The organism is Variovorax sp. OV700 (genome assembly GCF_900099805.1).
Taxonomy (GTDB): Bacteria; Pseudomonadota; Gammaproteobacteria; order Burkholderiales; family Burkholderiaceae_C; genus Variovorax.
This window is the reverse complement of sequence record NZ_FNDR01000024.1, coordinates 1-24,059: the sequence shown is the minus strand read 5'-3', so window position 1 is coordinate 24,059 and position 24,059 is coordinate 1. Positions and strand designations below refer to the sequence as shown.

At 57.6% G+C, this 24,059-nt stretch carries 6 protein-coding genes and 2 pseudogenes; 6 read left to right on the top strand and 2 right to left on the bottom strand.

Annotation, left to right across the window (positions count from 1 at the left end; translation table 11 throughout):
• Positions 1–91: 91 nt before the first annotated feature.
• On the bottom strand, positions 92–2,206 hold the full coding sequence (locus tag BLR24_RS29970; protein WP_175543388.1) for a UvrD-helicase domain-containing protein: 2,115 nt from the start codon (positions 2,204–2,206) through the stop codon (positions 92–94).
• 193 nt (positions 2,207–2,399) lie between these two features.
• Between BLR24_RS29970 and BLR24_RS29965 the strand changes: the two genes are divergently transcribed.
• From BLR24_RS29965 to BLR24_RS29945, 5 genes are all read left to right on the top strand, one after another.
• A complete protein-coding gene (locus BLR24_RS29965) occupies positions 2,400–4,535 on the top strand; it encodes a peptidase domain-containing ABC transporter (RefSeq protein ID WP_093024294.1) in 2,136 nt (711 codons plus the stop codon).
• Positions 4,532–5,887, top strand: coding sequence for an HlyD family type I secretion periplasmic adaptor subunit (locus tag BLR24_RS29960; protein WP_093024292.1), 1,356 nt, complete (start codon positions 4,532–4,534; stop codon positions 5,885–5,887). Before BLR24_RS29965 ends, BLR24_RS29960 begins: the two co-directional genes overlap by 4 nt.
• Positions 5,888–6,075: 188 nt before the next feature.
• Positions 6,076–7,209, top strand: a complete 1,134-nt coding sequence (locus BLR24_RS29955; protein WP_093024290.1) for a hypothetical protein — start codon at positions 6,076–6,078, stop codon at positions 7,207–7,209.
• A 22-nt stretch (positions 7,210–7,231) separates the two neighbouring features.
• Positions 7,232–20,992 (top strand): calcium-binding protein, encoded by a 13,761-nt coding sequence (locus BLR24_RS29950; protein WP_093024288.1) that lies wholly within the window; start codon positions 7,232–7,234, stop codon positions 20,990–20,992.
• A gap of 153 nt (positions 20,993–21,145) precedes the next feature.
• On the top strand, positions 21,146–22,399 hold the full coding sequence (locus BLR24_RS29945) for a glycosyltransferase family 4 protein (protein ID WP_093024286.1): 1,254 nt from the start codon (positions 21,146–21,148) through the stop codon (positions 22,397–22,399).
• A gap of 52 nt (positions 22,400–22,451) precedes the next feature.
• On the opposite strand, the pseudogene BLR24_RS29940 reads toward BLR24_RS29945, so the two are convergent.
• Positions 22,452–22,784, bottom strand: a pseudogene (locus BLR24_RS29940) (transposase); the annotation flags it as partial.
• A gap of 994 nt (positions 22,785–23,778) precedes the next feature.
• Here BLR24_RS29940 and BLR24_RS31155 point away from each other — a divergent pair.
• A pseudogene (locus BLR24_RS31155) lies at positions 23,779–23,883 on the top strand (IS481 family transposase); the annotation flags it as partial.
• Positions 23,884–24,059: the final 176 nt, after the last annotated feature.

The window sequence follows — 24,059 nt, the reverse complement described above, 5'->3', positions numbered from 1 at the left end:
CGCATGGCGCGTGGCGTTCGCTCTGCTTCAGCACGTCACCGACGTCACGCCCTAAACGGTCCAGCCGTCAACAACGGCCTCGAGCGGACTATTACTTCAAGACGAACTTGCTCGACACATCGCAGATCGACTGTGGGCATCGGAATGTGCGTTCCAAGCGGTGGGTCGAGGCCTTGCCGAACCATTGCTCGAAGTCGGTCATCACGGACAGATCCGCCCCCGCGAAACGATTGATGCTCTGCCAGTCATCACCCACTGCGAAGAGGTATCGATGAGGCTTGCTCACCAAGGCTCGGGTCAGCCTCGCCCGTGCTCGGCTGGCATCCTGGAATTCGTCGACCATGACCAACTCAAACGGGCTGTTCCATCGACCAGCTTCCAGATGGTCCGCCGCTTGGATCAGCATTTCCTCGAAATCGATCACCCCTTCGGCGATGAGCGAGGCCTCCCACTCGTTCCGAATTGCCTCAAACAAGGAGAGGAACACCTCGTGGCGGTAGCGAAACGCATCAGCCGGTTGGCTCGCCAGCCGGGCCCGCAGATCGGCGCCACTGAACTGGTTGCTCTTTGCGTGGGTGAGGAATGTGCGAAACGTGCGGAGGAGCGTCTGGTTCTCGATCGGCGCCTTGCCGGCTGCCGGCCGGTCAGGATTGGGATCGAGCTTGATGCCGCGTGTGGTGAGTTCCTTCGCCAGAAGGCGGAATGCCTCTCCCGACCACAGCTGCGCGCTCGTGGTTTCTATCAGTGCAGTGGGGTTCCGGCGATGGACTTCGCGCTTCCACGCCATGCTCTGAAGATAGCCAACGAACTCGTCCGGCGGCTTGCCATTCGCATCGAGCGCCCAGTGTTCGTGGTAGGTGTCGATGTCAGGATAGTAGAAGTCGGGCCTGTACTGCCCGTGCGTTGCATCGGCGGTGTCCGCGCTGTAGGCACTCTCGTAGCGGTGCGCGACGCCGTTGTAGAAAAGCCAATCGGCAATCATGCGTTCGCCCTGGCTCTTGACCACGTCGCCTTGCAGTGTCCTGAAGCCGCGGGTTTTCGTGTTCGGATCCCAGTCCTCGGGTTCCTCTTTGCCGAAGGAGGGGAGATCTCGGCCCAGCACCATGCGGAATAGCTCCCAGTTCGTTCGAAAGGCTGGGTTTCGATCCTTCAGGCGATCAACGATGGTCATCAAGTAGTCCATGTCTCGTCCCTGATCGAGCCATGGCGCAAGCCTCGGCTTCTTTCCTGTTGCGGCGCCTATGACGTCCAGGCCAAACGCATGAAAGGTGCGCGCAACCACTTTTTCGGCGGGCAAGCCGACGGCGGTCAGCCTGTCGCGGACCCTTTGCTGAAGTTCCTTAGCGGCTTCGTTGTTGAACGCGAGCAGGAGAATCTTCTCTGGAGGAACGATGTTCAGCCGCAGGGCATACGCCGCCTTCGCGACCATCGTGGAAGTCTTCCCCGAGCCTGCGGATGCGACAACCAGCATGCGACTGTCGAAACTCACCACCGCCTTGGCTTGCTCGCCGGTCAGGGGAGATTTCTCGATCGTGTCGAAGAAATCCTTGTGGTCGATCAACGCGCGAGCGAGATGGTGTTCATTGAGGGCTCGTGCGAAAGGGACGATGTCTGTTTGCCAGAGTTTCACATGCGCTTGAAGGCCTTCGGATTTCGACTTGAGGTGATCTTGCACCTCGGGCTCGCCGAGAAGTGCTCGGAAATTGCCTCCGGGTTTTGTTTTCGCCCACTCCGAGACGAACTCCTGAGTCAGCCATCTTTTGCCGGCGAGCTGCTGATTGCACGCTTCATGGAAATTTCTGCCCCACGAATCCACAGGCTTGACGGTGAGATCGAACTCTCGAAGCTGGGCTTGAATGTGCAATCGTCGGTCATACCGCGTCTTCGCGACGAACAAAGCCTTCGACATCGAAGTCGCGTGCGCGTTGGAGATGCCGTCGAGTGTCAGGGGTGGCTTGTTTGGCAAGCGAAGGCAAATCTCGGACCAGACGAGCCCCCGTTTGACGCTCATGTACTCGACCATTGAGAGGTCAATTTTTTTACTTTGACTACCCACTGTCACGATGAAGTGGGGCTCGTCGATGCGAAGGTGCCATCTAGCCGAGCGTGTGATGGCTCTTCCGATTGGACCAGCGCCCCAAGTCTGATTCAGAGGGGCGATGGTCATTCCGCTTGCCGAATCGTCATCATCGATGTCTCGTCGCATACGACGCTTGTCCAGTTGTTCGTTACCGAGAAAACAACAAGGCATTGGTCAGAAAAAGCCGCAACCGTCCGTGACGAATGTGAAAACAGTACTTTTGTTTTCTTCCTTGAAGGGTGGCTGGATACACCTCGAAATATCAATGTGATTTTTTCCCATCCCTGATACATTCGGAAAAAAAAACGGGGTGGGAGATATGGAACTGCTGAGGGGTAACGGAGAGATCTCGGAGCATGACGCAGGGAGTTACCTGGTGTCGCTCATAGGGGCATTGTGCGCATTGCATCGCGTTCCATTCGATGCTCGTTTGCTCGCGCATCGTTTTCCGCCTCCACATCATCCAGACGCACTGCTGCGGGCGTTACGTGAATTGGGCTTCCATGCCAAGCGCAAGGCGGTGGCGCCAAGTAAGTTGGCGCAACTCAGCTTTCCTTTGATCGCAGACATGGAAGGCGGCGACCCGACAGTGGTGCTGCACGCCGACGGTGAGAATGTTGCCTATCTATCGCCGCACACGGGCCAAGGCGGCGTCATCACAGAGCCGCATACAACGTTCGCCGCAAAATTTGCGGGCCGAGTCGTTCAGGCCAAAGTACAGAGCAAGGATCCCAGTGATCCCGATGGCGCGCGCCGAACCAGCGCTTTCGGTTTCGGCTGGTTCGTTCCAGAACTACTCAAGCACAAGACCGTGTGGAAGCAGGTGCTGCTGGCTTCCTTGTTCCTTCAGCTCGTCTCGTTGGCATTTCCGCTCATTACGCAAGCGGTCGTCGACAAGGTGGTGGTTCACCGAACGCAGAGCACGCTGATCGTGCTGGGGACGGCGATGGGCATATTCGTCGTGTTTACAGCACTGCTGGGCTGGGTGCGGCAGTATCTCGTACTCCATACCGGAAACCGGGTGGACGCGGTGCTCGGAGCAACCGTTTTCGAGCATCTTTTCAAACTGCCGGTCAAGTATTTTGAGTACCGTCCCACCGGCGTCATTGCGGCACGTCTGCATGGTGTGGAAACGATCAGGGAGTTCATTGCTTCCGCGGCAATAAGCCTTGTGCTCGACGTCCCGTTCCTGTTGATAGCAGTTGCTGTCATGTTCACCTATTCGGTGCCCTTGACGCTGATCGTTCTGGGCATTCTCTGTGTCATCGGAATTCTGTCGTTCCTGGTGGCGCCGCTGTTCCAGCGCCGGCTGAATCAGCAGTTTCTCTTGGGTGCGAGGAATCAAGCCTTTGTCACCGAACATGTGGCGGGGCACGAAACTGTCAAGAGCCTGCAGATGGAGCCGTTGCTGAACGCGCGCTATAGCGACTATCTCGCGACCTATCTTCAATCGGGTTTCGCGACAAAGCAGATCGGCAACACATACAACACTGTCGCGAGCGCGATGGAGCAGGTGATGACCGTGCTGGTGCTGATGGTCGGAGCATGGGCTGTCATGAATCCGCCCCCGGGGGCCGCGCCGTTCACCATCGGTATGTTGGTGGCGTTTCAAATGTTCGCGGGGAGAATCAGCCAGCCCATGTTGCGCTTGGTTGGCCTGTGGCAGCAGTTCCAAGAAGCGAGCTTGGCAGTTCAGCGCCTGGGCGACCTGATGAACGCACCTGCCGAACCTTATGCGCTAACCCCATCGCGCCAAAGCGAGACAGGTGGGCGCGTCGAGTTCGAGGCAGTGGGATTTCGGTACGGCGAAGACCGGCCTTATCTGTACCGCGATGTGCATTTGAACGTGGAGCCCGGACGGGCCATCACGATCATGGGGCCGAGCGGCTCGGGCAAATCCACTTTGGCAAAGCTTCTGCAGGGCTTCTACCGAGCAAGCGAGGGCACCATCAAGGTCGATGGCGTGGACACTCGACATCTGTCCGCCAACGAGCTCCGAAACTACTTCGGTGTGGTCCCGCAGGAAACCATCCTCTTCAGCGGCACCATCTACGACAACTTGCTGGCTGCAAATCCGTCGGCCAGCTTCGACGAGGTGGTTGACGCATGCAAAAAGGCGGATATTCACAGCACCATCGAAGCCCTCTCTCAGGGCTACAAGACCGAGATCGGCGAACGTGGAACGGGCCTCAGCGGTGGACAAAAGCAGCGCATCGCTATCGCCAGGGCGCTACTGAAGCGACCGCGGATTTTGATTTTTGATGAAGCGACGTCCGCGCTGGATCATCAGACGGCAGAAGCTTTCGCCGCAACTGTCAATCAGCTCAAGGGCCAAGTCACATTGATATTCATTGCGCACGCGTTGCCTCGAACATTGCATGTTGACGAGGTTTACGTGATACGCGATGGAGTGCTTCGCAAGGCGGTCGCCCGCGTCAAGGAGGCTCAGGCATGAAGTTTCACGCGGACGCGCTTGAGTTTGCACCCGGGCTGTTGAGTATTCAGGACAGCCCGCCGCCCGCGTTGCCGCGGGCTGTGCTCTATACCGTCGTTTCGTTGTGTGGACTCATGTTGCTGTGGGCCACCCTGGGTAAATTGGATGTGGTGGCCAGCGCCGACGGAAAGCTGGTGCCGCAGAGCTACGTGAAGATTGTTCAGCCGGCCGAAGCAGGCATTGTGAGCGACATCCTGGTCAAGGAAGGCGATCTGGTGCAAGCGGGCCAGACCTTGATCAGGTTGGACTCGACACTGAGTGCTGCGGATGGCCAGAGCCTGGCCTCCGAGTTGGCAGTAAAGCGCTTGGCGCTTCGACGTATCGATGCTGAATTGGCAGGACGTTCGCTGCGGGCGATTACAGGAGATCACGCGGCGTTACTTGCCCAAGTCCAGCTGCAAAGCGACAGCCGCAGTCAGGCATACCGGGATGCACTGGCGCAAGAGGCGGCGGTGCGAGAGCGAACGGCGCAAGATTTGAAGGCAGCACAGGAGACGCTCAACAAGCTTAAGGTGACCTTGCCAAGCTATCAGCAGTCTGCCGAGGCGCATCGAAAGCTCGTCAACGAGGGCTTTCTCAGTCAAATGGCCGGCAATGAAAAAGAACGCGAGGCTGTAGAGAAGGCCCAAGACCTGAAGGCGCAGATCGCGACTGTTGATGGCTTGACCGCCGGCATCCTGGCTCAGGACAAGAAGATTGCCGCGCTAACGAGCAACTATCGCAGTCAGCTGCTGACCGAGCGGACCGAGATCATGGCGAGCTTGCTTAAGTTGGAGCAGGAAGAAAAGAAGTTTGGATTTAAGACCAACTTGACCGAACTAAAGGCTCCTCAAACGGGTGTAGTGAAGGACTTGGCAACTACAACTAGAGGCGCAGTCGTACAACCCGGATTGGTCTTGTTAACGTTGGTCCCGAAGGGAGAGGCTCTGGTGGCTGAGGTGCAGATTAAGAACGAGGATATCGGCTTCATTCATAAAGGCCAAGAGGTCAAGCTCAAACTAGCTGCGTACCCATTCCAGAAGTATGGCTTGCTGGACGGGCAAGTGCAATCCGTAGCACCCGACGCGACGCCCAGCGCCAACGATACGGCACAAACCGGGGCCAGGACTGCAGAGTCTGTCGGAGGCTATAGGGCCTTGATCAAACTTACGACGCAGTACCTTGAAGCAGCTGACCGATCACAAACGCAGCATTACACACTGGACGCCGGCATGCATGTCAGCGCGGAGATCCACCAAGGTGAGCGCACGGTCATAGAGTATCTGCTGAGCCCTGTCAGCAGGACGCTTCAGGAAGCGGCGAGAGAAAGATGAGCTTGCTTCTACGCCGCCGGCCAGGCTACTGAAACGATGCGAGTCGCCTGTGCCACTACCAGCCAACTTAAGCGCGAGCGCTTCACCGAGTTCGCCGATCGCTATCAAACAACCAAAGACCTGCAAATCTTCGTTCCGGCACAACAGCATTCAGCGTGAGTTCTTGTTTTGCAAATAGTGAACAAACTATGCCAACGACATTCTTCTTCAACGCCACGCAGATCGATCAGATTCAAACAGAGGTAAGCGTCAGGCGAACCTTTTGGCCTTGGAGCACCATTGCGCTGATCTGTGCTGCAGCGGCGGCGCTGATCGGCTGCCAGCGCGACTACGAACGCAAGCACATCGGCGGCAAGGGCAGCACGATCCAGCTCACATGGGAGGAGGAGCAGCATCGCAACACGAATCGCGGGATGGATCGCGACGGCACGCCGGCCTCCCTCAGTGACTGCGAGGAGCGCGCCTGGATCAATCGGCGAGCGCAGGGACTTACGCCGTTGACCAATGAACGCGTTCGCACAACTGGCGATACGTATCGGCACGTTGGCCAATACGCCTTTCGCAAGCGCGCTGGGTATGGCGGGTCAATGTCGCAACCCGACCAGGAATGGCTGCTCTATGCGGTGATTCCCGATTTCTCGCCGCAGTACCACGCTGATCCCAAGCTCTGCGACGACTCGAAGGTTCTTCGCGCGCCCAATGGCTCGGCCATCGATGGCAGCACTTGCAGGCGCTACGACGTGGTCAACGGAGTGGCGAATCTGGCGGCGATCGTCTTGCAGTGCGTTGATCGCGATCACCTCAATGGGCAACCTGATCTTTACTGGCCAGCCAGACTTCCACAGGTCAAAGAGGAAGCATTTGTCAATCTCCGCTCTATTCGATTGATAGGCAGGCCCAGGCATCTCGTGAACTGGCAAGAACTGACACGTACTGCGCGTCCAGAGCTTGGCCTGTACGAATACACCGGTCACGTTGCAAAGGATGTCCTGGACGAACCAAAGAAGCCGGAGCAGACGAGCATCTTCTACGAGCCAATGGCGGAGCCCAAGACTTGGCATCTGGGGCAGCCTGCAATATTTTCTTGCTCAAAGCGGTACGAAAAGGCTTCAGCCGACAGCGACCAGGCAACATGTTCTGGACCTGCGACCTACTACTCGTTTGTAGCGCCGGGTTTCTCCGCGGGCATGACCTTCCCCATCAAGTTCCTGCCGCAATGGCGCGAACTGACCAGCGGCTTCACCGAGTTCGTTACCAGCTATCAAACCACCGATCCACAGGCGCCCCCGCCGTTTGTTGCGACGAGCAGCGCTCGTCGCTGATTTCTCTTTCAGCGAGTAAACCATGCCAACGTCATTCGTCTTCAACGCCATGCAGATGGACCAGCTTCGAACGCTCGATGCCCAAGCCAAGGCGGCGGGGAGTTCAACAGTGGGGGCGTATGCAACCGTCTATCAGTACGTCCTCGAGCAGGTGCTGCGATCGGCGGTACCGGCCAGCCAGTCGCTGTGGCAAGACTGGCCCGACTTGACAATTACGCAATGGGGCCAGGCCACAGACTTCGTGAAGCAGCAAATGGGCCAGGAGGCTTGGCAATCGGTGATCTGGCTGATCGGCGCCTCGGGCGTGAACCGGGGTGACGGCGTCTTCTCGAAGATCATCCGTGAATACAACCAGCGGCAATGCGATGTGCGTGGAGTGCCTTGCGACGACACGCTGTTGCAGGTCGCTTCGAACAAGGTAGGAGAGTACTTTGCCAAGCAAATCCTCGACGACACAAGTTCTATCCAAGGACAGCTTCCTACCGTCCAGGAAATCGGTGACCAGGATCTCAATGGCGTTCGCGACACTCTCTTCCCTGGCAACGAACTCCCCGGTTCCGAGTACTACCTCAATCAGACTTGGCCAGGCATCGCCATGTTGGGGAAGCTCGGCGGCATGTACACCGACCGGCTCCTCCTACCAAAGGACCCGTCCAGCCAGGCCGTCGCCTTCGACACCCTGCGCGACTTGCGCGACATGCTCTTCGCTTGGGATGCCTTCAAGTACGCCTTCAACAAGGAAGGGAATTTTTCGGCATATTTCGGTGGCGGTCGGAACAGCTTCATCATCCAGACCTACACTGGGCTGGCCGTCAACACCTGGGCAGACGTCATAAACGGCGGCATCTCCGCTGAGAGCTGGTTCAAGCAACTCGTCGGCCCGCAGAACGCGATTGCGGCCCAATGGCTCGGCTACATAGCTGAACAGGACAGCGCTCAAGTGCTCGACATGCTGCGGCGCAGCGCGCTGGGCAATGAGGTGGCGCCCACCGTCACCGATGCCGATTTCAAGGCCAATGCCATCGCGTTGTTCAACGCCTTCATCAACGCTGACACCACCGGCATCCGGCCGCTGACGGCAGCGGAGCTTCGTGGTCTGGCTCGAAGCGACTTCGGCGCGGTGCTCGCGCTGGACTCCTTGAGTACCTTCGCCTTTAGTCAAAGCCAGGCTTCAATGCTGCGGCCCAGCACCTATGCAACATGGCAGGCCGACCAGTCGGCAGCGAGTCCATCGACCTTTACCGACAACTGGCTGGATGATCGCTCCACGATGCTCGCGAAGGTAGTCGAGCAAAACAGCAGGAACTTGGACAGCAGCATTGCGTTGGACGACAAGCGCTATCGTAGCAACCGGACCTACGTGGACATTGCCACGGGACTGACTGTAAAGACCCGCGGCCTAGCAGTCAATGCGGGTGCTGTTGAAGCCCAGCGAATCGTGTTCGGCAACAATCAGGACAACGAGGTCGCCGGTTCTGACGCTGCGACGACCGGGGAGGGAGACCACTTGTATGGCGGAGGCGGCGCGGACTACCTCAATGGCAAGTCTGGTGACGACTACCTTCAAGGCGACTCCGACGACGACACACTCGATGGTGGCGAAGGCCTCGACTCCCTGGTGGGCGGTGCCGGCAGCGACACCTACATCGTCCGTGCCGATGCGGGCCGCGACACTATCCTGGATGCCGACGGCCAGGGCCTGATCAAGGTGATCGCCAGCGACAACAGCGAAACCATCCTTGGCACGGACAACATAACGCGGGTCGCGGGCAGCACGAACATATGGCAAAGCGAGGACAAACGCTTCACCTACACGACCAGCGCCGACTCCAGCAGCACCGTTACGCTCAGCATCAGCGGCGCGGGCGTGAACATAGTGGTCAAGAGTTTCGCCTCCGGCAACCTCGGCATCAACCTGCCCGAATCGCTCTCTCCGACAGAGCCGCAGACCTCTCGCCTGATACGCGGAGATCTTCAACCGGTCGATCCCGTCGCCTACGACGACCTGGGCAACGTGCTTACTACTTCGGCCGTTGCGCCGGATCGCGCTGACGCGCTTTACGATGGCGCGGGCAACGATGAGATCATTTCGGGCGGCGGTGCTGATTTGGTGTTCGCCTTCCGCGGAGGCGACGACTGGATCAAGACCGGTGCCGGCCGTGACGGAGTCGAGGGAGGCGCAGGCGCCGACCTGATCGAACTGGGCACCGAGCGCGATGTGGGTTTCGGCTTCGATGGAAACGACAGGATGTATGCCGACATCTTCAAGCCGATCGAGGAGGTGCTGGCGCAAAGCGTCGCCGAATCGGATGCACAGTCCGACCTGATGGAGGGTTCGGCAGGCGACGACACCTTGGTCGGAGATGCTGGCAACGATGCGTTGTTTGGCGGCTCGGACAGAGACCTGCTCGTTGGCGGCGCTGGCGACGACAACATGTTCGGCGACATGAATGCGGGCCCTGTGAACTACGCGGTTTGGCAGATTGCCCGATTGCCCCAGTACAACCCGGACGGCAGCCCCAACGGTTGGGTGGCGGAGTTCACCGGCATCGACTACCAGCTGGCGGCGCAGGCCGATGCGGATGTATTGCTGGGCGGCGCGGGAGTCGACTTCATGCTGGCCCAAGGTGGAGATGACTATCTGGACGGAGGCGATGACGATGACTTCGTCGTTGGCGGCGTTGGCAGTGATCTCCTGAAGGGCGGTAGTGGCAACGACGAATTGCAAGGCGATGGTGATTCCGATGACCCGGTGTTGTTGAACTATGCAGTCGTCACTGGCCATGGAAACGACTATCTGGATGGAGGCGACGGCAACGACACGTTGTATGGGGATGGCGGCGATGACGAATTGATTGGCGGCACCGGCGACGACCTTATGTTCGGCGACGGCTACCAACTGGACGCCGCCTACCATGGGGTGGACTACATGGATGGCGGCGACGGCGCTGACACGATGGTTGGCGGTGGAAACGGCGACCATTTTTTTGGAGGCGCAGGCAACGACGCGATGACTGGCGATGGCGATGTCGTCGCCGGCTCGGCGCATGGACAAGACTACCTCGATGGCGAAGAGGGTGACGACCAGATGCTGGGCGATGGCGACGACGACCAGCTGTTCGGCGGTGCCGGCAACGACATCATCTGGGGGGACAGCAACACTCTGGCGGCGCAATACCATGGTGATGACCACCTCGACGGCGGCGACGGTGCCGATCAACTGGTGGGCGGAGGCGGAAGCGATGACTTGTTCGGCGACACCGGTAACGACACGGTCTTTGGGGATGATTCAGTCTTGGACGCGCAGTACCAAGGTCATGACTATCTGGACGGTGGCGAAGGAGCGGACCAACTGGTAGGCGGCGGCGGCAATGACACCCTCCTTGGCGGAGCCGATGACGACTTGTTGGTTGGCGACGATGTTGCGCTGGCTGAGGCAAATCATGGCAACGACTCCCTGCTCGGCGGGGCGGGGAGAGATAGGTTGTTCGGACTCGCCGGGGACGACCATCTCGATGGCGAGGATGACAACGATGAACTCCAGGGCGGCAAAGGAGCTGACGCTCTCTTCGGCGGCGCCGGCGACGATCTTCTGGTCGGCCAGGATGACGATGATCAGCTGAGCGGAGACGACGGCAACGACGAACTTCAAGGAGGCGACGGCCTCGATGTGCTCTACGGCGGCACTGGGAATGATCGTCTTTATGGCGAAGCGGGCAACGATCTCCTAAGAGGCGGTTCAGGCATTGACCAACTGGTAGGCGGGGACGGCGGCGACGTGCTGGAAGGGGGTGACGAGAACGATGGCCTTTACGGGTCTTACGGCAATGACACCCTGGTCGGTGATGGCGGGACCGATCTCCTTTCCGGCGAGTACGGCGACGATAGGCTTGACGGCGGCCTCGGCGACGACATGCTCTCCGGAGGAGCTGGTGTGGACACATATGTGTTCGGCCGCGGTTATGGCCGCGACACCGTCTACAACTTTGACGGTGCATACAGCGGACTGAGTGGGACTGGCGCCCTTCAATTCAATGCGGGCGTCAAACGGGAAGATGTCCAAGGATTCAGACAGGGAGACGATCTGGTGCTCGCGATCAATGGCACCGATGATGCAGTGACGATCAAAGGGCATTTCGCCTCTACCAAATACGCCTATAACCCGAGCACTCAGACGCAGGCCTATTTTTACGGCAACCAGGTCGCCAGTATCCAGTTCGCCGATGGCACTGCGTGGTTGCCGTCGACCATCTCCATGTCTCAACCGGGAACGCCTGGCAGTGACATCTCCTGGGATTCATCTGCAAGCGACATCTACACCTTCGGCTTGCGCTCCGGGAGGGACACTGTTCGTGACGGTGGGGGCACAACAGCTATCGACACGGTCAGAATCGGTGCCGGCGTTGGTCCTACTGAGGTAATGGCGAGGCGCGTCAACAACGATCTTGTTCTGACGATTCAAGGTTCGCCGGACCAACTGACAATCGAGAATCAATATAACGGGACCGCAGGGCGGGGAGTCGAGGAAATCCAGTTCGGCGATGGAACCATCTGGACGCGGCAGACTATCGATCAACTGCTTCTGATTGCCAGTGTGCAAGACGACCAGATAGCAGGTGGCAACGCCAATGATGTCTTGAACGGTTTGGCTGGTAACGATACCCTGGATGGAGGTGCAGGAGATGACACCTTCGATGGCGGCGTCGGAGATGACCTTCTAGTGGGCGGCATCGGCGACGATATCTTCGCATATGGATCAGGCTCGGACACGATCAGCGGTGAAACCAACGGAAGTGGAGCGCTGGACAAGATTGTGATGGCTGCCAACATCCTGCCAGCCGCTGTCTCGATCTCCAGAGAGAACGAGGATCTTGTCCTCTCGCTTTCGCCAATCGACCGACTTCGTGTGACCGGCTATTTCCAAGACTTCGGTAGTGGGCCGATTGGGACGATTGAACAGATCGAATTTCTCTCGGATAACTCTGTTTGGGATTCTGCCTTCATCAGGGGCGCGATGCCTCCGGCGACAGCCGCGGATGAGGTGCTGTCCGGGTACGAGACCAATGACATCCTCTCCGGATTGGGCGGTAACGATACGCTCAACGGCGGACGCGGCGATGACACGCTGGATGGCGGCGCCGGGAGTGATCTACTTCAGGGCAACGCGGGAAACGATATCTACATCTTTAACGTCGGATCGGGCTTCGACACTATCAACGATCGGGCCGCTCCATACAGCGCGAGGGAAAACATCCTTCGTCTCGGCTCAGGCTTCACCGCTTCAAACATTATTGCCGCTCGACGTGGCGAGGATCTGCTGTTGTTCAGCCTTGATGGCTCGGATCAACTGACAATTCAATTGCAGTATCGAAACGATTCGGCAAGCGGGCTCAGCGGTGTTGCGCAGGTTGTATTTGATGACGGAACCATCTGGGGCGAAAGCGATCTTGCTGCGTTTGGCACCGTCTCCAGCGATGCAGACCTGATCAACGGAACGCTTGCAAGCGACAGCCTCTCCGGTGCTGCCGGGGCCGACACGATCTATGGTTATGCTGGAGATGATTTCATCGATGGGGGCGCAGGAAGTGACCTCATGGTGGGCGCGAGTGGAAATGACACTTACGTTGTCGATGCCTCTGCCGACGTCGTGGTTGAGAGCTCGAACGACGGCGTCGATCTCGTTCAAAGCTCCGTCACCTATTCGCTCGCGTCCAATGTTGAGAATCTCACGCTAACGGGTACTTCGGGGATCAATGGAGTGGGTAATGGCCTCGACAACTTGTTGATCGGCAACGGAGGGGCGAACTCGCTGAATGGCGGAACAGGCAGCGATACGCTCGATGGTGGCGCGGGCATTGATACGTTGTCTGGCGGGCTGGGAGATGACACCTATGTCGTTGATAGCGCGACCGACACCATCGTCGAGAATTCGAGCGAGGGTACGGAAACAATTCAAACCAGCATTGGACTCACACTCGGAACCAATCTAGAAAATCTGACACTGACCGGATCCAGCGCCATCAATGGAACGGGAAATGCGCTCGCGAACCTTCTGGTTGGCAATACCGCGAGCAACGTGTTAGATGGTGGAGTCGGAATCGACACGCTTAAGGGCGGGGCTGGGGACGATATCTATATCGTCGATAACGCTGCAGATAACATCGTCGAGAACAATGGAGAAGGGCTCGACACCGTGCAGAGTTCGGTCACATATACCCTTGCGGCAAATGTTGACAACCTCGTGCTCACTGGCACCGCCGCGATCAACGCAGGTGGTAATGGCCTGGCCAATGTGCTTACCGGGAACAGTGCCAATAATATTCTTGCTGGGGGCTCGGGCGACGACACGTACATCGTCACGAGTGGAGACACCGTTCAGGAAAACGTCAGCGAGGGCATCGATACTGTCGAAGCCGGCCTTACCTACACGTTGGGAAGTAACGTCGAAAACCTGACGCTAACGGGAACGAACCGAATCAATGGGACGGGCAATGCGCTGGACAACGGGCTGCTGGGCAACTCCGCGAACAACTCGCTAACGGGCGGAGCCGGCAACGATATTTTGAACGGGGCCGGAGGCACGGACACTCTGGTCGGTGGGACCGGGAACGACTATTACATAGTTGACACATCGAAAGTCGTTGTCACCGAGAACGCTAATGAAGGCATTGACACGATCCAGGCCGCATTCACTTATACCCTCAGCGCTAATCTGGAAAATCTGGTCCTCGCGCCCGACTTGCTGATCAATGGGACCGGCAATGCCGGCGTCAATGTGTTGACCGGCAATGCGCTTGCCAACGTACTGGATGGTTCGGCAGGCGCTGACTCACTGATTGGTGGCGCTGGCGACGACACTTACATTGTCGAGAACGCAGGGGACACGGTGACGGAGGGCGTGGGCGGTGGAACCGACTTGGTTCAGAGCTCCGTTTCCTATACCTTGTCTGCGAACGTAGAGAACATGACATTGACTGGCACGACCGCCATCAATGCGACTGGCAATGATCTGAATAACACCCTGACGGGGAATTCGGCTGCGAACGTGCTCGTCGGCGGCGCCGGGGACGACATGTACGTCGTCGGCTTGGGCGATACCGTCGTCGAGAATTCCAATGGCGGTATCGATACTGTCCAGTCGTCGGTTGCTTATGCCTTGAGTGCGGACCTAGAGAATTTGACCCTTACCGGAACCACCGCGATCAATGGCACAGGCAATAGCCTGAACAACATCCTGACAGGTAACGGCGGTTCGAACGTTTTGACGGGCGGACTCGGTGACGATACCTATGTGATTGGTAGCGGAGATACCGCCGTCGAGAACGCCGACGCCGGTGTGGATACGGTCCAGTCATCCGTCACCTACACGCTCAGCGCAAACCTCGAAAATCTGACGCTGATCGGGACCTCAGCCATTAACGGTACCGGAAACAGTCTGGATAACGTTCTGACCGGCAACAGTGCCGCCAATGTCCTTTCTGGCGGGATCGGGAGCGATACCTATGTCGTTGGGGCCGGCGACACTGTGAGCGAGAGCGCCGATCAAGGGATTGACACTGTTCTTTCGTCCGCGAGCTTCACCTTGGGCGTCAATGTAGAAAATCTTACATTGACTGGCGCCTCATCGATCAACGGAAGCGGCAATGCGCTGGCGAATACTCTCTTGGGCAACGCTGGCAACAATGTGCTGGACGGTGCTGCTGGGGGTGATCAGCTAATCGGTGGTGCAGGCGACGACACTTATGTCGTAGACAGCGCCGCCGACGCGGCTATCGAGAATGCTGGCGAGGGGAACGATACGGTTCAGAGCTACATCACCTTCGTCTCCGGCGGCAATGTTGAGAACGTTACTCTTCTCGGAACTGCAGCTATCAACGCAACCGGAGATGCGGGCAACAACGTGCTCACTGGGAACAGCGCAGCTAATGTTTTGGCTGGCGGAGACGGAAACGATACGCTCAACGGTGGCGGGGGCACCGATACGCTCATTGGAGGTGCTGGGAACGATACCTACATTTTCTCCAACTCAGCCGTTGCAATGGTTGAGGAGGCGGGGGGAGGCGTGGATACCATTCAGATCGCCACGACTTTCGTACTCGGGGACAACTTCGAAAATCTCTCCCTCACCGGGACTGGAGCCATCAATGGGACTGGCAACGGCCTCAATAACGTTATCAACGGAAACTCCGGCGCAAACTTGCTCGAAGCCGGGAATTCGGGGGCCGACACCCTATACGGCGCTAGTGGCAACGACACTCTAGTTGCACAAGGAGGCGACGACTCTCTCTACGGTGGTGCAGGAGACGATCTTTACATCGTTAACGGAGGGCAAGGGAGGGGTATCGAAAATGCGGGCGAAGGAAATGACACCTTGCAGTCCGATCAGGATATTTATCTCTACGATTCTTATTACTATCAGAATGGCGACTACATATATATTGGAAACGTCGAGAATGGAACCTTGACGGGAAATTCGAATGGTCAACTTCGTGGCAATAATTCAGCCAATGTCCTTGTCGGAAATAGTGGAAACAACTATCTCTTCGGGATGGATGGCAATGATCGGCTGGATGGCGGCGCAGGCAATGATGATCTGGTGGGAAATAAGAACGGAACCAGCACTTTAATTGGAGGGATGGGCGATGACACCCTGCGCGGCTACTATGGCTGGGGTGCTAATTCGATGTTGGGAGGCACCGGCAACGACTTCTATGAAGTCTATAGTGCGCTCGATGTAGTGACTGAAGGCGCGAATGAGGGGATCGACACCGTCCGCGCATATGGAAACTATACGTTAACTGCAAATGTCGAAAATCTTTTGCTCTCGCAGAATGGCGCAACGGGTACGGGGAACGCACTTGACAACCTTCTCGTCGCTGGCAATAGCGCCGTCACCTTGAATGGTGGAGCGGGCAACGACACGCTTGACGGCGGGGGCGGAGCCGCCACTCTCTCTGGTGGCTTGGGTGATGATACGTATATTGTCACCTCGACCTCTGCAATTATTGTCGAGAGTGCTAATGAAGGTACGGACACAGTTCAAAGTAGTGTGGGCCTTGCTTTGGGCGCTAACTTGGAGAACCTTACCCTTACAGGGTCTGGTGCAATCAACGGGATCGGCAACAATCTCAATAATGTTCTTACTGGCAATAGTGGCATCAACATCTTGACGGGTGGTTTGGGGAACGATATCTACGTGATTTCCAGCGGCGACTCGGTGGTGGAGAATGCCAACGAAGGTGTCGATACTGTACAGGCCAGTTTCAGTTATACGCTTGGCACCAACCTGGAGAATCTTGCGCTTACAGGCTCCGCGGCGTTGAACGGGACCGGAAACTCCAACAACAATGTCTTGACAGGCAATTCAGGCAATAACATTCTGAATGGCGGAGTCGGCGACGATACATTGAACGGCGGACTGGGCAACGACACGTATATTGTTGACAGTGCTACCGACACTGTGGTCGAGGGCTTGAGCGAAGGTACCGATACGGTCCAGTCGTCGGTGAGCTATGCGTTGACGGCCAATGTCGAGAATCTTACGCTGACTGGGGTCGCGGCAATTAACGGCACGGGCAATTCGCTGAACAACGTGCTGATCGGCAATGCCGGAGCGAACATCCTGAGCGGTGGCTTGGGCGACGACACGTACGTGATCAGCGACGTTTCTGACACGATCGTCGAGAACGCAAACGAAGGAGTCGACGCAGTCCAGTCGTCGACCGCCTATGTGCTGAGTGCAAGCTTGGAAAACCTGACCTTGACCGGTTCGAGTGCAATCAATGGCACCGGCAACTCACTGAACAATGTCCTTCTGGGCAATGGCGCCGTCAATGCGCTGACCGGGGGGGCGGGAAACGACACCCTGAATGGGGCGGGAGGCGCTGATACGCTCGTCGGCGGAATTGGAGACGATACTTACATAGTCTCCGACTCGACCGCGGTGGTCACTGAGAACGTTGGCGAAGGTGTCGACACCGTTCGATCTTCCTATGACTATGTGCTGGGCGCCAACATCGAAAACCTGACATTGGCAGACTACTATGCTCGTTCGGGCACGGGCAATTCCCTTGACAATATCTTGACGGGGAATGACTACGGGAATATTTTGAATGGTGGCGCCGGCGCCGACACAATGATCGGTGGAAAGGAAGACGACACCTATATCGTAGACAGCAGCGCCGATTTAGCTATTGAGAATGTGAACGAGGGGATCGATACCATCCAAAGCTCTGTTAGCTACGCGCTTGGAGAGAATTTCGAGAACCTGACGCTCACGGGTACTTCGGCCACCAATGGAACAGGCAATGCGTTGAACAACGTATTGACTGGAAACGGTGCAAGTAACGTGCTGACAGGTCGCGCCGGGGACGATGTTTATGTGATCGGAAACGGTGATACGGCGATCGAAAACAGCGGAGAAGGAGTTGACACGGTTCAGTCCGATGTTTCCTACACGCTAGGGGCCAATTTTGAGAACCTGACACTAACGGGCTCCACGGTCATTAGTGGGACAGGTAATTCGCTCGCCAACGTCCTGCTTGGTAACGCTTCCAATAATTTGCTGAGCGGCGCGGATGGAAACGACACCCTCAATGGGTCTATTGGCGTTGACACTCTCATTGGTGGCCTGGGAGATGACATGTACGTCGTGGAGTCGACTGCCGACGTGATCTTGGAAAGCATCGGTGAGGGAGCGGATACGGTCGAGGCCCACACCACTTACGCGCTCGGCGCGAACCTAGAGAATCTTACGCTCAGTGGTGATGCGGGCGCGATCAACGGAACGGGCAATTCACTCGACAACGTGATCGTTGGCAATAGCTCACAGAATGTATTGACGGGTGGAGCTGGCAATGACACCTATGTCGTCGGGGGAGGAGATGCAGTTATAGAGGGCGTCGGTGAAGGACTGGATACCGTTCAATCCGGCGTTAGCTGGGTGCTGGGAGAGAACCTAGAAAATCTAACCCTCACTGGCTTTATCGGTCCGATCAATGGAACTGGCAATGAGCTCGATAATGTTCTGCTGGGAAATTCTCAAGCCAATGTCCTGGACGGGCAATTCGGTGCTGACACCATGACCGGCGGCGCTGGCGACGATGCCTATTTCGTAGATGTCGCCCAGGATATTGTCTTGGAGGTGGGCGGCGAGGGCCTCGATACAGTTCTGAGTGCCGTCAACTACGTGTTGGGTGCCGGTCTCGAGAACCTTGACTTGCGCTATGGGTTGGCAATCAGCGGAACAGGCAACGCTGCTGACAATTCCCTCACAGGTGGGATGACTGACAACGTTCTCGCAGGTTTGGCCGGGAACGATACGCTTGATGGAGGAAGAGGGGCAGACACGCTTATCGGCGATGTCGGCAATGACACCTACCTGATCGACAACCCCAGCGATGTCGTGCTGGAGTATGCGGGCGAAGGCGACGATACGGTTTCAAGCACGACGGACTATCTGCTGGGCGATAACGTAGAGAACCTTACGTTGGCAGGGCTCGCAGCTGTGCGTGGTGTAGGAAATGCTGCAAACAACGTACTTATTGGGAGCGATGCCAACAACACGTTGGACGGTGGTGCAGGCACAGACACCATGGGCGGTGGCGCCGGCGACGATACCTACATTGTGGAGAGCGCGGGTGATTCCGTCCTGGAAGCCAGTGAAGCCGGCAACGATGTCGTTCTCAGCTCGAGTTCATATTCTCTAAGCGCGAACATTGAAAGGTTGGTCCTAACTGGAACCGCCGCCATTAATGGCATAGGCAACGGCGGCGACACCGCATTGATCGGAAATAGTGCTGCCAATACGTTGAGTGACGGAAGCGGCAACGATCTACTGGATGGTGGCGCAGGAGCTGATCTTTTGATCGGAGGTACTGGAAATGACACTTATGTGGTGGACGATGCTGGTGATGCTGTACAGGAGGACGGTTGGAATGACAATGATGACCAAGTACTGAGTTCGATCAGCTACACGCTTGGAGCTCGGGTTGAGAACCTTGTTCTCACTGGCGCCGACGCGATCAACGGCCACGGCAACGATCTGAATAATTTGCTGATCGGAAACGCTTCGGCCAATGTTTTGGATGGAGGAACGGGAGCTGACGAGTTGATCGGCGGGCTCGGCGATGACACATACATCGTGGATGACCAGAGCGACTGGATCGGCGAGTATGCCGCTGAGGGCACCGATACCGTGCGTAGCAGCGCTACATACAAACTTGGCCCGAACCTGGAAAACCTGGTGCTTACGGGTGGCGAATCTATCGACGGCTTCGGCAGTGCATCAAACAACTGGGTTATGGGCAATGCCGCGGGCAACGCTCTGGATGGAGGCGCGGGCGCTGATGTGCTGTTGGGGCAAGGTGGCGGTGATCATTTGTCGGACGCCGCCGGCAACAATGCATTTGACGGTGGCCTAGGCGACGACGTCCTGAACTCAGGCGCTGGGGCCGACTTGCTGGCGGGTGGGGTAGGTAACGATACGCACAATCTCGGTGGCGGAGCAGACCTCGTGGCTTTCAACCGGGGCGACGGCGAGGATGTCGTCAACGCCCCTCGTTACGGCGCCGGCGAACATGACGATACCCTTAGCCTGGGGCAGGTGCGCTTGGATGAGATTCAACTCTCTCGCAATGGCCCGGATCTTCTGCTAAAGGTCAGTGGCACGTCTGATTCCGTGCGACTGAGAGATTGGTATCTGTCCGAAACAAACAGAACCATCGTGAACCTGCAGGTGGTTGTGGATTCCACGACAGACTACGCGCCGGGGTCGGGAGATGTCTTGCGAAGCAGCCGGGTGACCAACTTGGACTTCACCGCACTGGTGGCGGCCTACGACAGTGCATATGCACAGAATTCGTCGCTCATCGATTGGTCACCCTCTGAAGCAATACTGGCAGCTGCGTGGCTGAGCTCCAGCGATAGTAGCGGCCTCGGTGGAAACTTGGCCTACCGTTTTGCTCACGATGGAACGCTCGCGTATGCCTCGTATAGCTCCGCCACAGAGCAGTTGGCTAGTAGCGGCTTCGCAGAAATGCCGCAAGACATCCTGTACGACCCCACCTTCATACAGGCGCAAGCGTTCACTTTTGAATGGCCTACGGAGCCCTCGCAAGTATCTGCCTTGACTGTTGAATCGTCGACGTCCATACAAGAGTCATCGCGTGTCGATATGGCCTTTGCCCGCGATATTGCAACGACTGGTGGTTCGCCAGTTTCAGCATCGCCACGGCTCTCGAACGCGCTCGTTTCGAATCAAGACGATGGTCGAGATAGCGCCGAAGAGGAGCAGCCGGCTGCCTCTTCGTTGAGCGAGAAGTACTTCTCGGGCTCGATCGATTTGAGGCCAAATGTCTCCCTGCCTGAAGGCGCGACTTCGACGGAACCTTCGCAATCCAGCGTTGGTTCTGAGGTGAACCCGTCTCCGTCATTGGGGCAGGGACTGGACCCGGCATCTGCACAGTTGCTGCGGAGCATTGAATCGAACAAGAACTGGTTTCGGCCTGCTTCAGGGGATTTCTTGTCGAATCCATCGGCGCAACGCGCATCGAGTTACCCGACGGATGTGTGGGCACGAGTGGACGCTTGGGCAAGTCTCGAAGAGGCACTGCGCGTGGGAGAGAATCTCGGCGGCGAACGGTCGCCTCGCGGCATGCCGTCCATTCCTTCTACCGTCTACCAGTATGAGACTGCAATAGATCCGCGTAGTGCAGTACTTCTGCAGCCCAGTATCGCGCGAATTGAGAGCGTGGCACAGATGAACCTAGCTTCCATGACTTAGCCCCGTTCGGACAGCTCATACGATTCCGGTGTTCGATGGAAACTATGCAAAAGAGAGGAGCGCCGGTCTGAGCGCGATATCAAATCTATTCAGAGTGACGGGGTTCGCGCTCGCTCATGCGGGTCCGGATACGCGCTGCCTGGGGATGGTCTGATGCGGATTCTCGTCATCCATCAGAACTTTCCCGGCCAGTTCGGCCATCTCGTTCGAACGTGGGAGCAACGCCCGGGTTGGGAAGTTCGCGCGCTTGGTCGCGAGAGCGCCCCTGGTCTTGACGGGTTCGCAGCGATGACTCGCTATCGCCTCGCTCGTTCGCCGCATCCGCGACAGCACCCTTATCTGCGGTCGATGGAATCCGCCGTTCTTCACGGGCAAGCAGTCGCACGGGCAATGTTGAGCTTGCGCCAGAAGGGGTACGTGCCCGATGTGATACTGGCCCATCCAGGGTGGGGCGAGATGCTGTACGCGAAGGATGTATTCCCGAAGGCGCGTCTTGTACATCTGTGTGAGTGGTACTACGGCGCGGAGGGGGGCGACGTGGGCTTCGATCCGGAATTTCCATCCAGTTTCGATGACTGCGCACGCATTCGAACCTGGAACGCGCAGCATGCGCTCGATCTGGTGCAATGCGATGTGGCAGTGAGTCCAACTCAGTGGCAGCGCAGCCGCTTTCCCATGATCCTGCAGCCCAAGATCGTGGTGCAGCATGAAGGTATCGACACGCACGGGCTACGCCCTGATCCCCTGGCAACTCTAACGACACCCAACGGCACCCACCTAAAGGCTGGAGATCCCGTCATTACCTATGTGGCGCGCAATTTGGAGCCTTACCGTGGGTTCCACATTTTCATGCGGGCTCTGCAGCGGATCCAGGCGCTACACCCGCGCTCCCACGCAATCATTGTTGGCGGCGACGGTGTGAGTTATGGCCGGCGACCGTCGGATGCTCCGAATTGGAGGGTGAAGATGCTGCGCGAGATATCCCTCGACCCTGACAGAACTCATTTTCTCGGGCGCGTTCCCCGTGCGCAATACTTGCGAGTGCTTCAAGTTTCCGCCGCCCATGTGTACCTAACGTACCCTTTCGTGCTGAGTTGGTCGCTACTGGAGGCAATGGCTTGCGGTGCGCCGATCGTGGGGTCCAATACTGCGCCTGTGCGCGAGGTGATTCGCGATGGCGTCAGTGGAAGACTGGTGGATTTTTTCGACACGCGGAGAATTGCGCAAACGGTACTGGATTTCCTGGAGGCGCCAGCTTCCGGAATGGCGTTCGGGCATGAAGCTGGGTCGGCTGCTAAGGGGTACGGTTTGGATACCGGCATCGCAGGGTATGACCGATTGATCGATCCATCAAACAATGCTCCCGCGGATCCGAGTTCCGCTGTCGGGGTTTGCACTGAGTGTTGATTGCCGCCGAAAATTGATAAACAGGGGGTGCGGATAAAAACTTGGACTGGTTTTATGCCGTAAGTCCAAGGCTCTCTCGGTATTCGATGGGACTGAGAGAGCCCAGGGAGATCTTGATCCGCTGTTCGTTGTACCAACGGATGTAGGAGTCCACGGCCTGCATGAACTGCTCAATGGTTATGGACTGCCAATTGCGAGGATAGAACAGCTCGGCTTTCAACCGACCGAAGAAGCCTTCGCATGCCGCGTTATCAGGCGAGTACCCCTTGCGCGACATCGAGCGAATGAGCTTCGCATCAGCGATACGCGAGAGCCAGCCTGGCCAGCGATAGTGGGCACCACGATCGGAGTGAACGACGGGCCGGTCTTCGGTATCGACCACCGTCACCGATGCGCTGGCCATTGGAAAGTCCTTGTCAGACTTCGAAGTCTAAGCCTCGCAATCGGACGGCTCGGAATGCAGGGCCATCTATCGATGGCATCTGGGGGGCACTTCTCTGGTGGCGCGGCGGCTGGCTAGAACACGCAGCGGGCAAATTCGGTCGTTTCCCCGCTTCCCCTCTGGGTAGGCCTTTCGGGCCTTTTCTTCTCGCCGCATGCGCGACCAACGCCGCAAAAGATATCCGGCCAGGATGGGCCCTTCATACTCGGCGCTTCACCGTCAATGGCCGGAATGTCAATCGCCTCCCCCATGCCAGCATCCCCGAGCCCGCCCGCCCACTCGTCCCTTGAATTCGATGATGCGCTCGATCAGATCGAGCACTATCGAACCTACCCGGAGATGAAGCTTTGGGTGGGGACAGGCTTTTCAGCCCGCTCTTTGAAATTGCTCGTCGTCGGCGAGAGCCACTACCTTCCCCCCGAAGATCAATTCCACCTGGACATCGGTGGCTGGTACGCAAGGTCTGCAGTGCCACCAGGCCGCCTCGGATGGGTTCGTACGAGAGCCATCATTCAGAACGGCATCAACAACAGGTGGAAAGGGAGGGCGAAGGTGATCTACCGCAACATCGAGACTGCCCTTGCCGCGAGTTCCGCGTTCGGCGACGGTAGCGCACAGGTCTTCGCGCGGATTGCATTCATGAACTTCTTCCAGCGGCCCGCCGAGGTTTCGGGTGATTCCATCAAGGTCTCGAACCAAGATGCCGAGGTTGCGAACACCGTGTTCCAGGCTGTCGTGCATGTGCTCAAGCCGACTGCGGTCGTGTTCGTGAGTTCAAAAGCGTCACATCACGCCAAGTCCGGCGGATCGCACGCGTTTCTCGACGCAATGGGAATCGGATTTGCGAGGGCACCGCACCCGGCGACCGCATGGTGGCATCGAGCCTCGCCCAGATACGGCAACGTCACCGGCAAGGCACATTTCATCGCCTTTGCCAACAAAGCGGCGGCTGCTGACGGACAACGGTGCGGCGTTCCGCTCGCGCGACTTCCGAGCGACCTGGGTTGAACCCGGCATCACGCATGACTTGACGCGGCCTTACTTGGGTCAGAGGTCGGCGGAATTCAACATCGTCACGTTCGTGTGCTCCGGCCGGACCATCCAGCAGGTAGCACGTTACGTGGTAATAGTCCGACGAAGGCCGCCCTTGCCTGATGCGCAGGCTGCGGGAAGCATCTGACCCGAATCGCAGACCCGCTTGGAGGTGTGCGCTAAAGG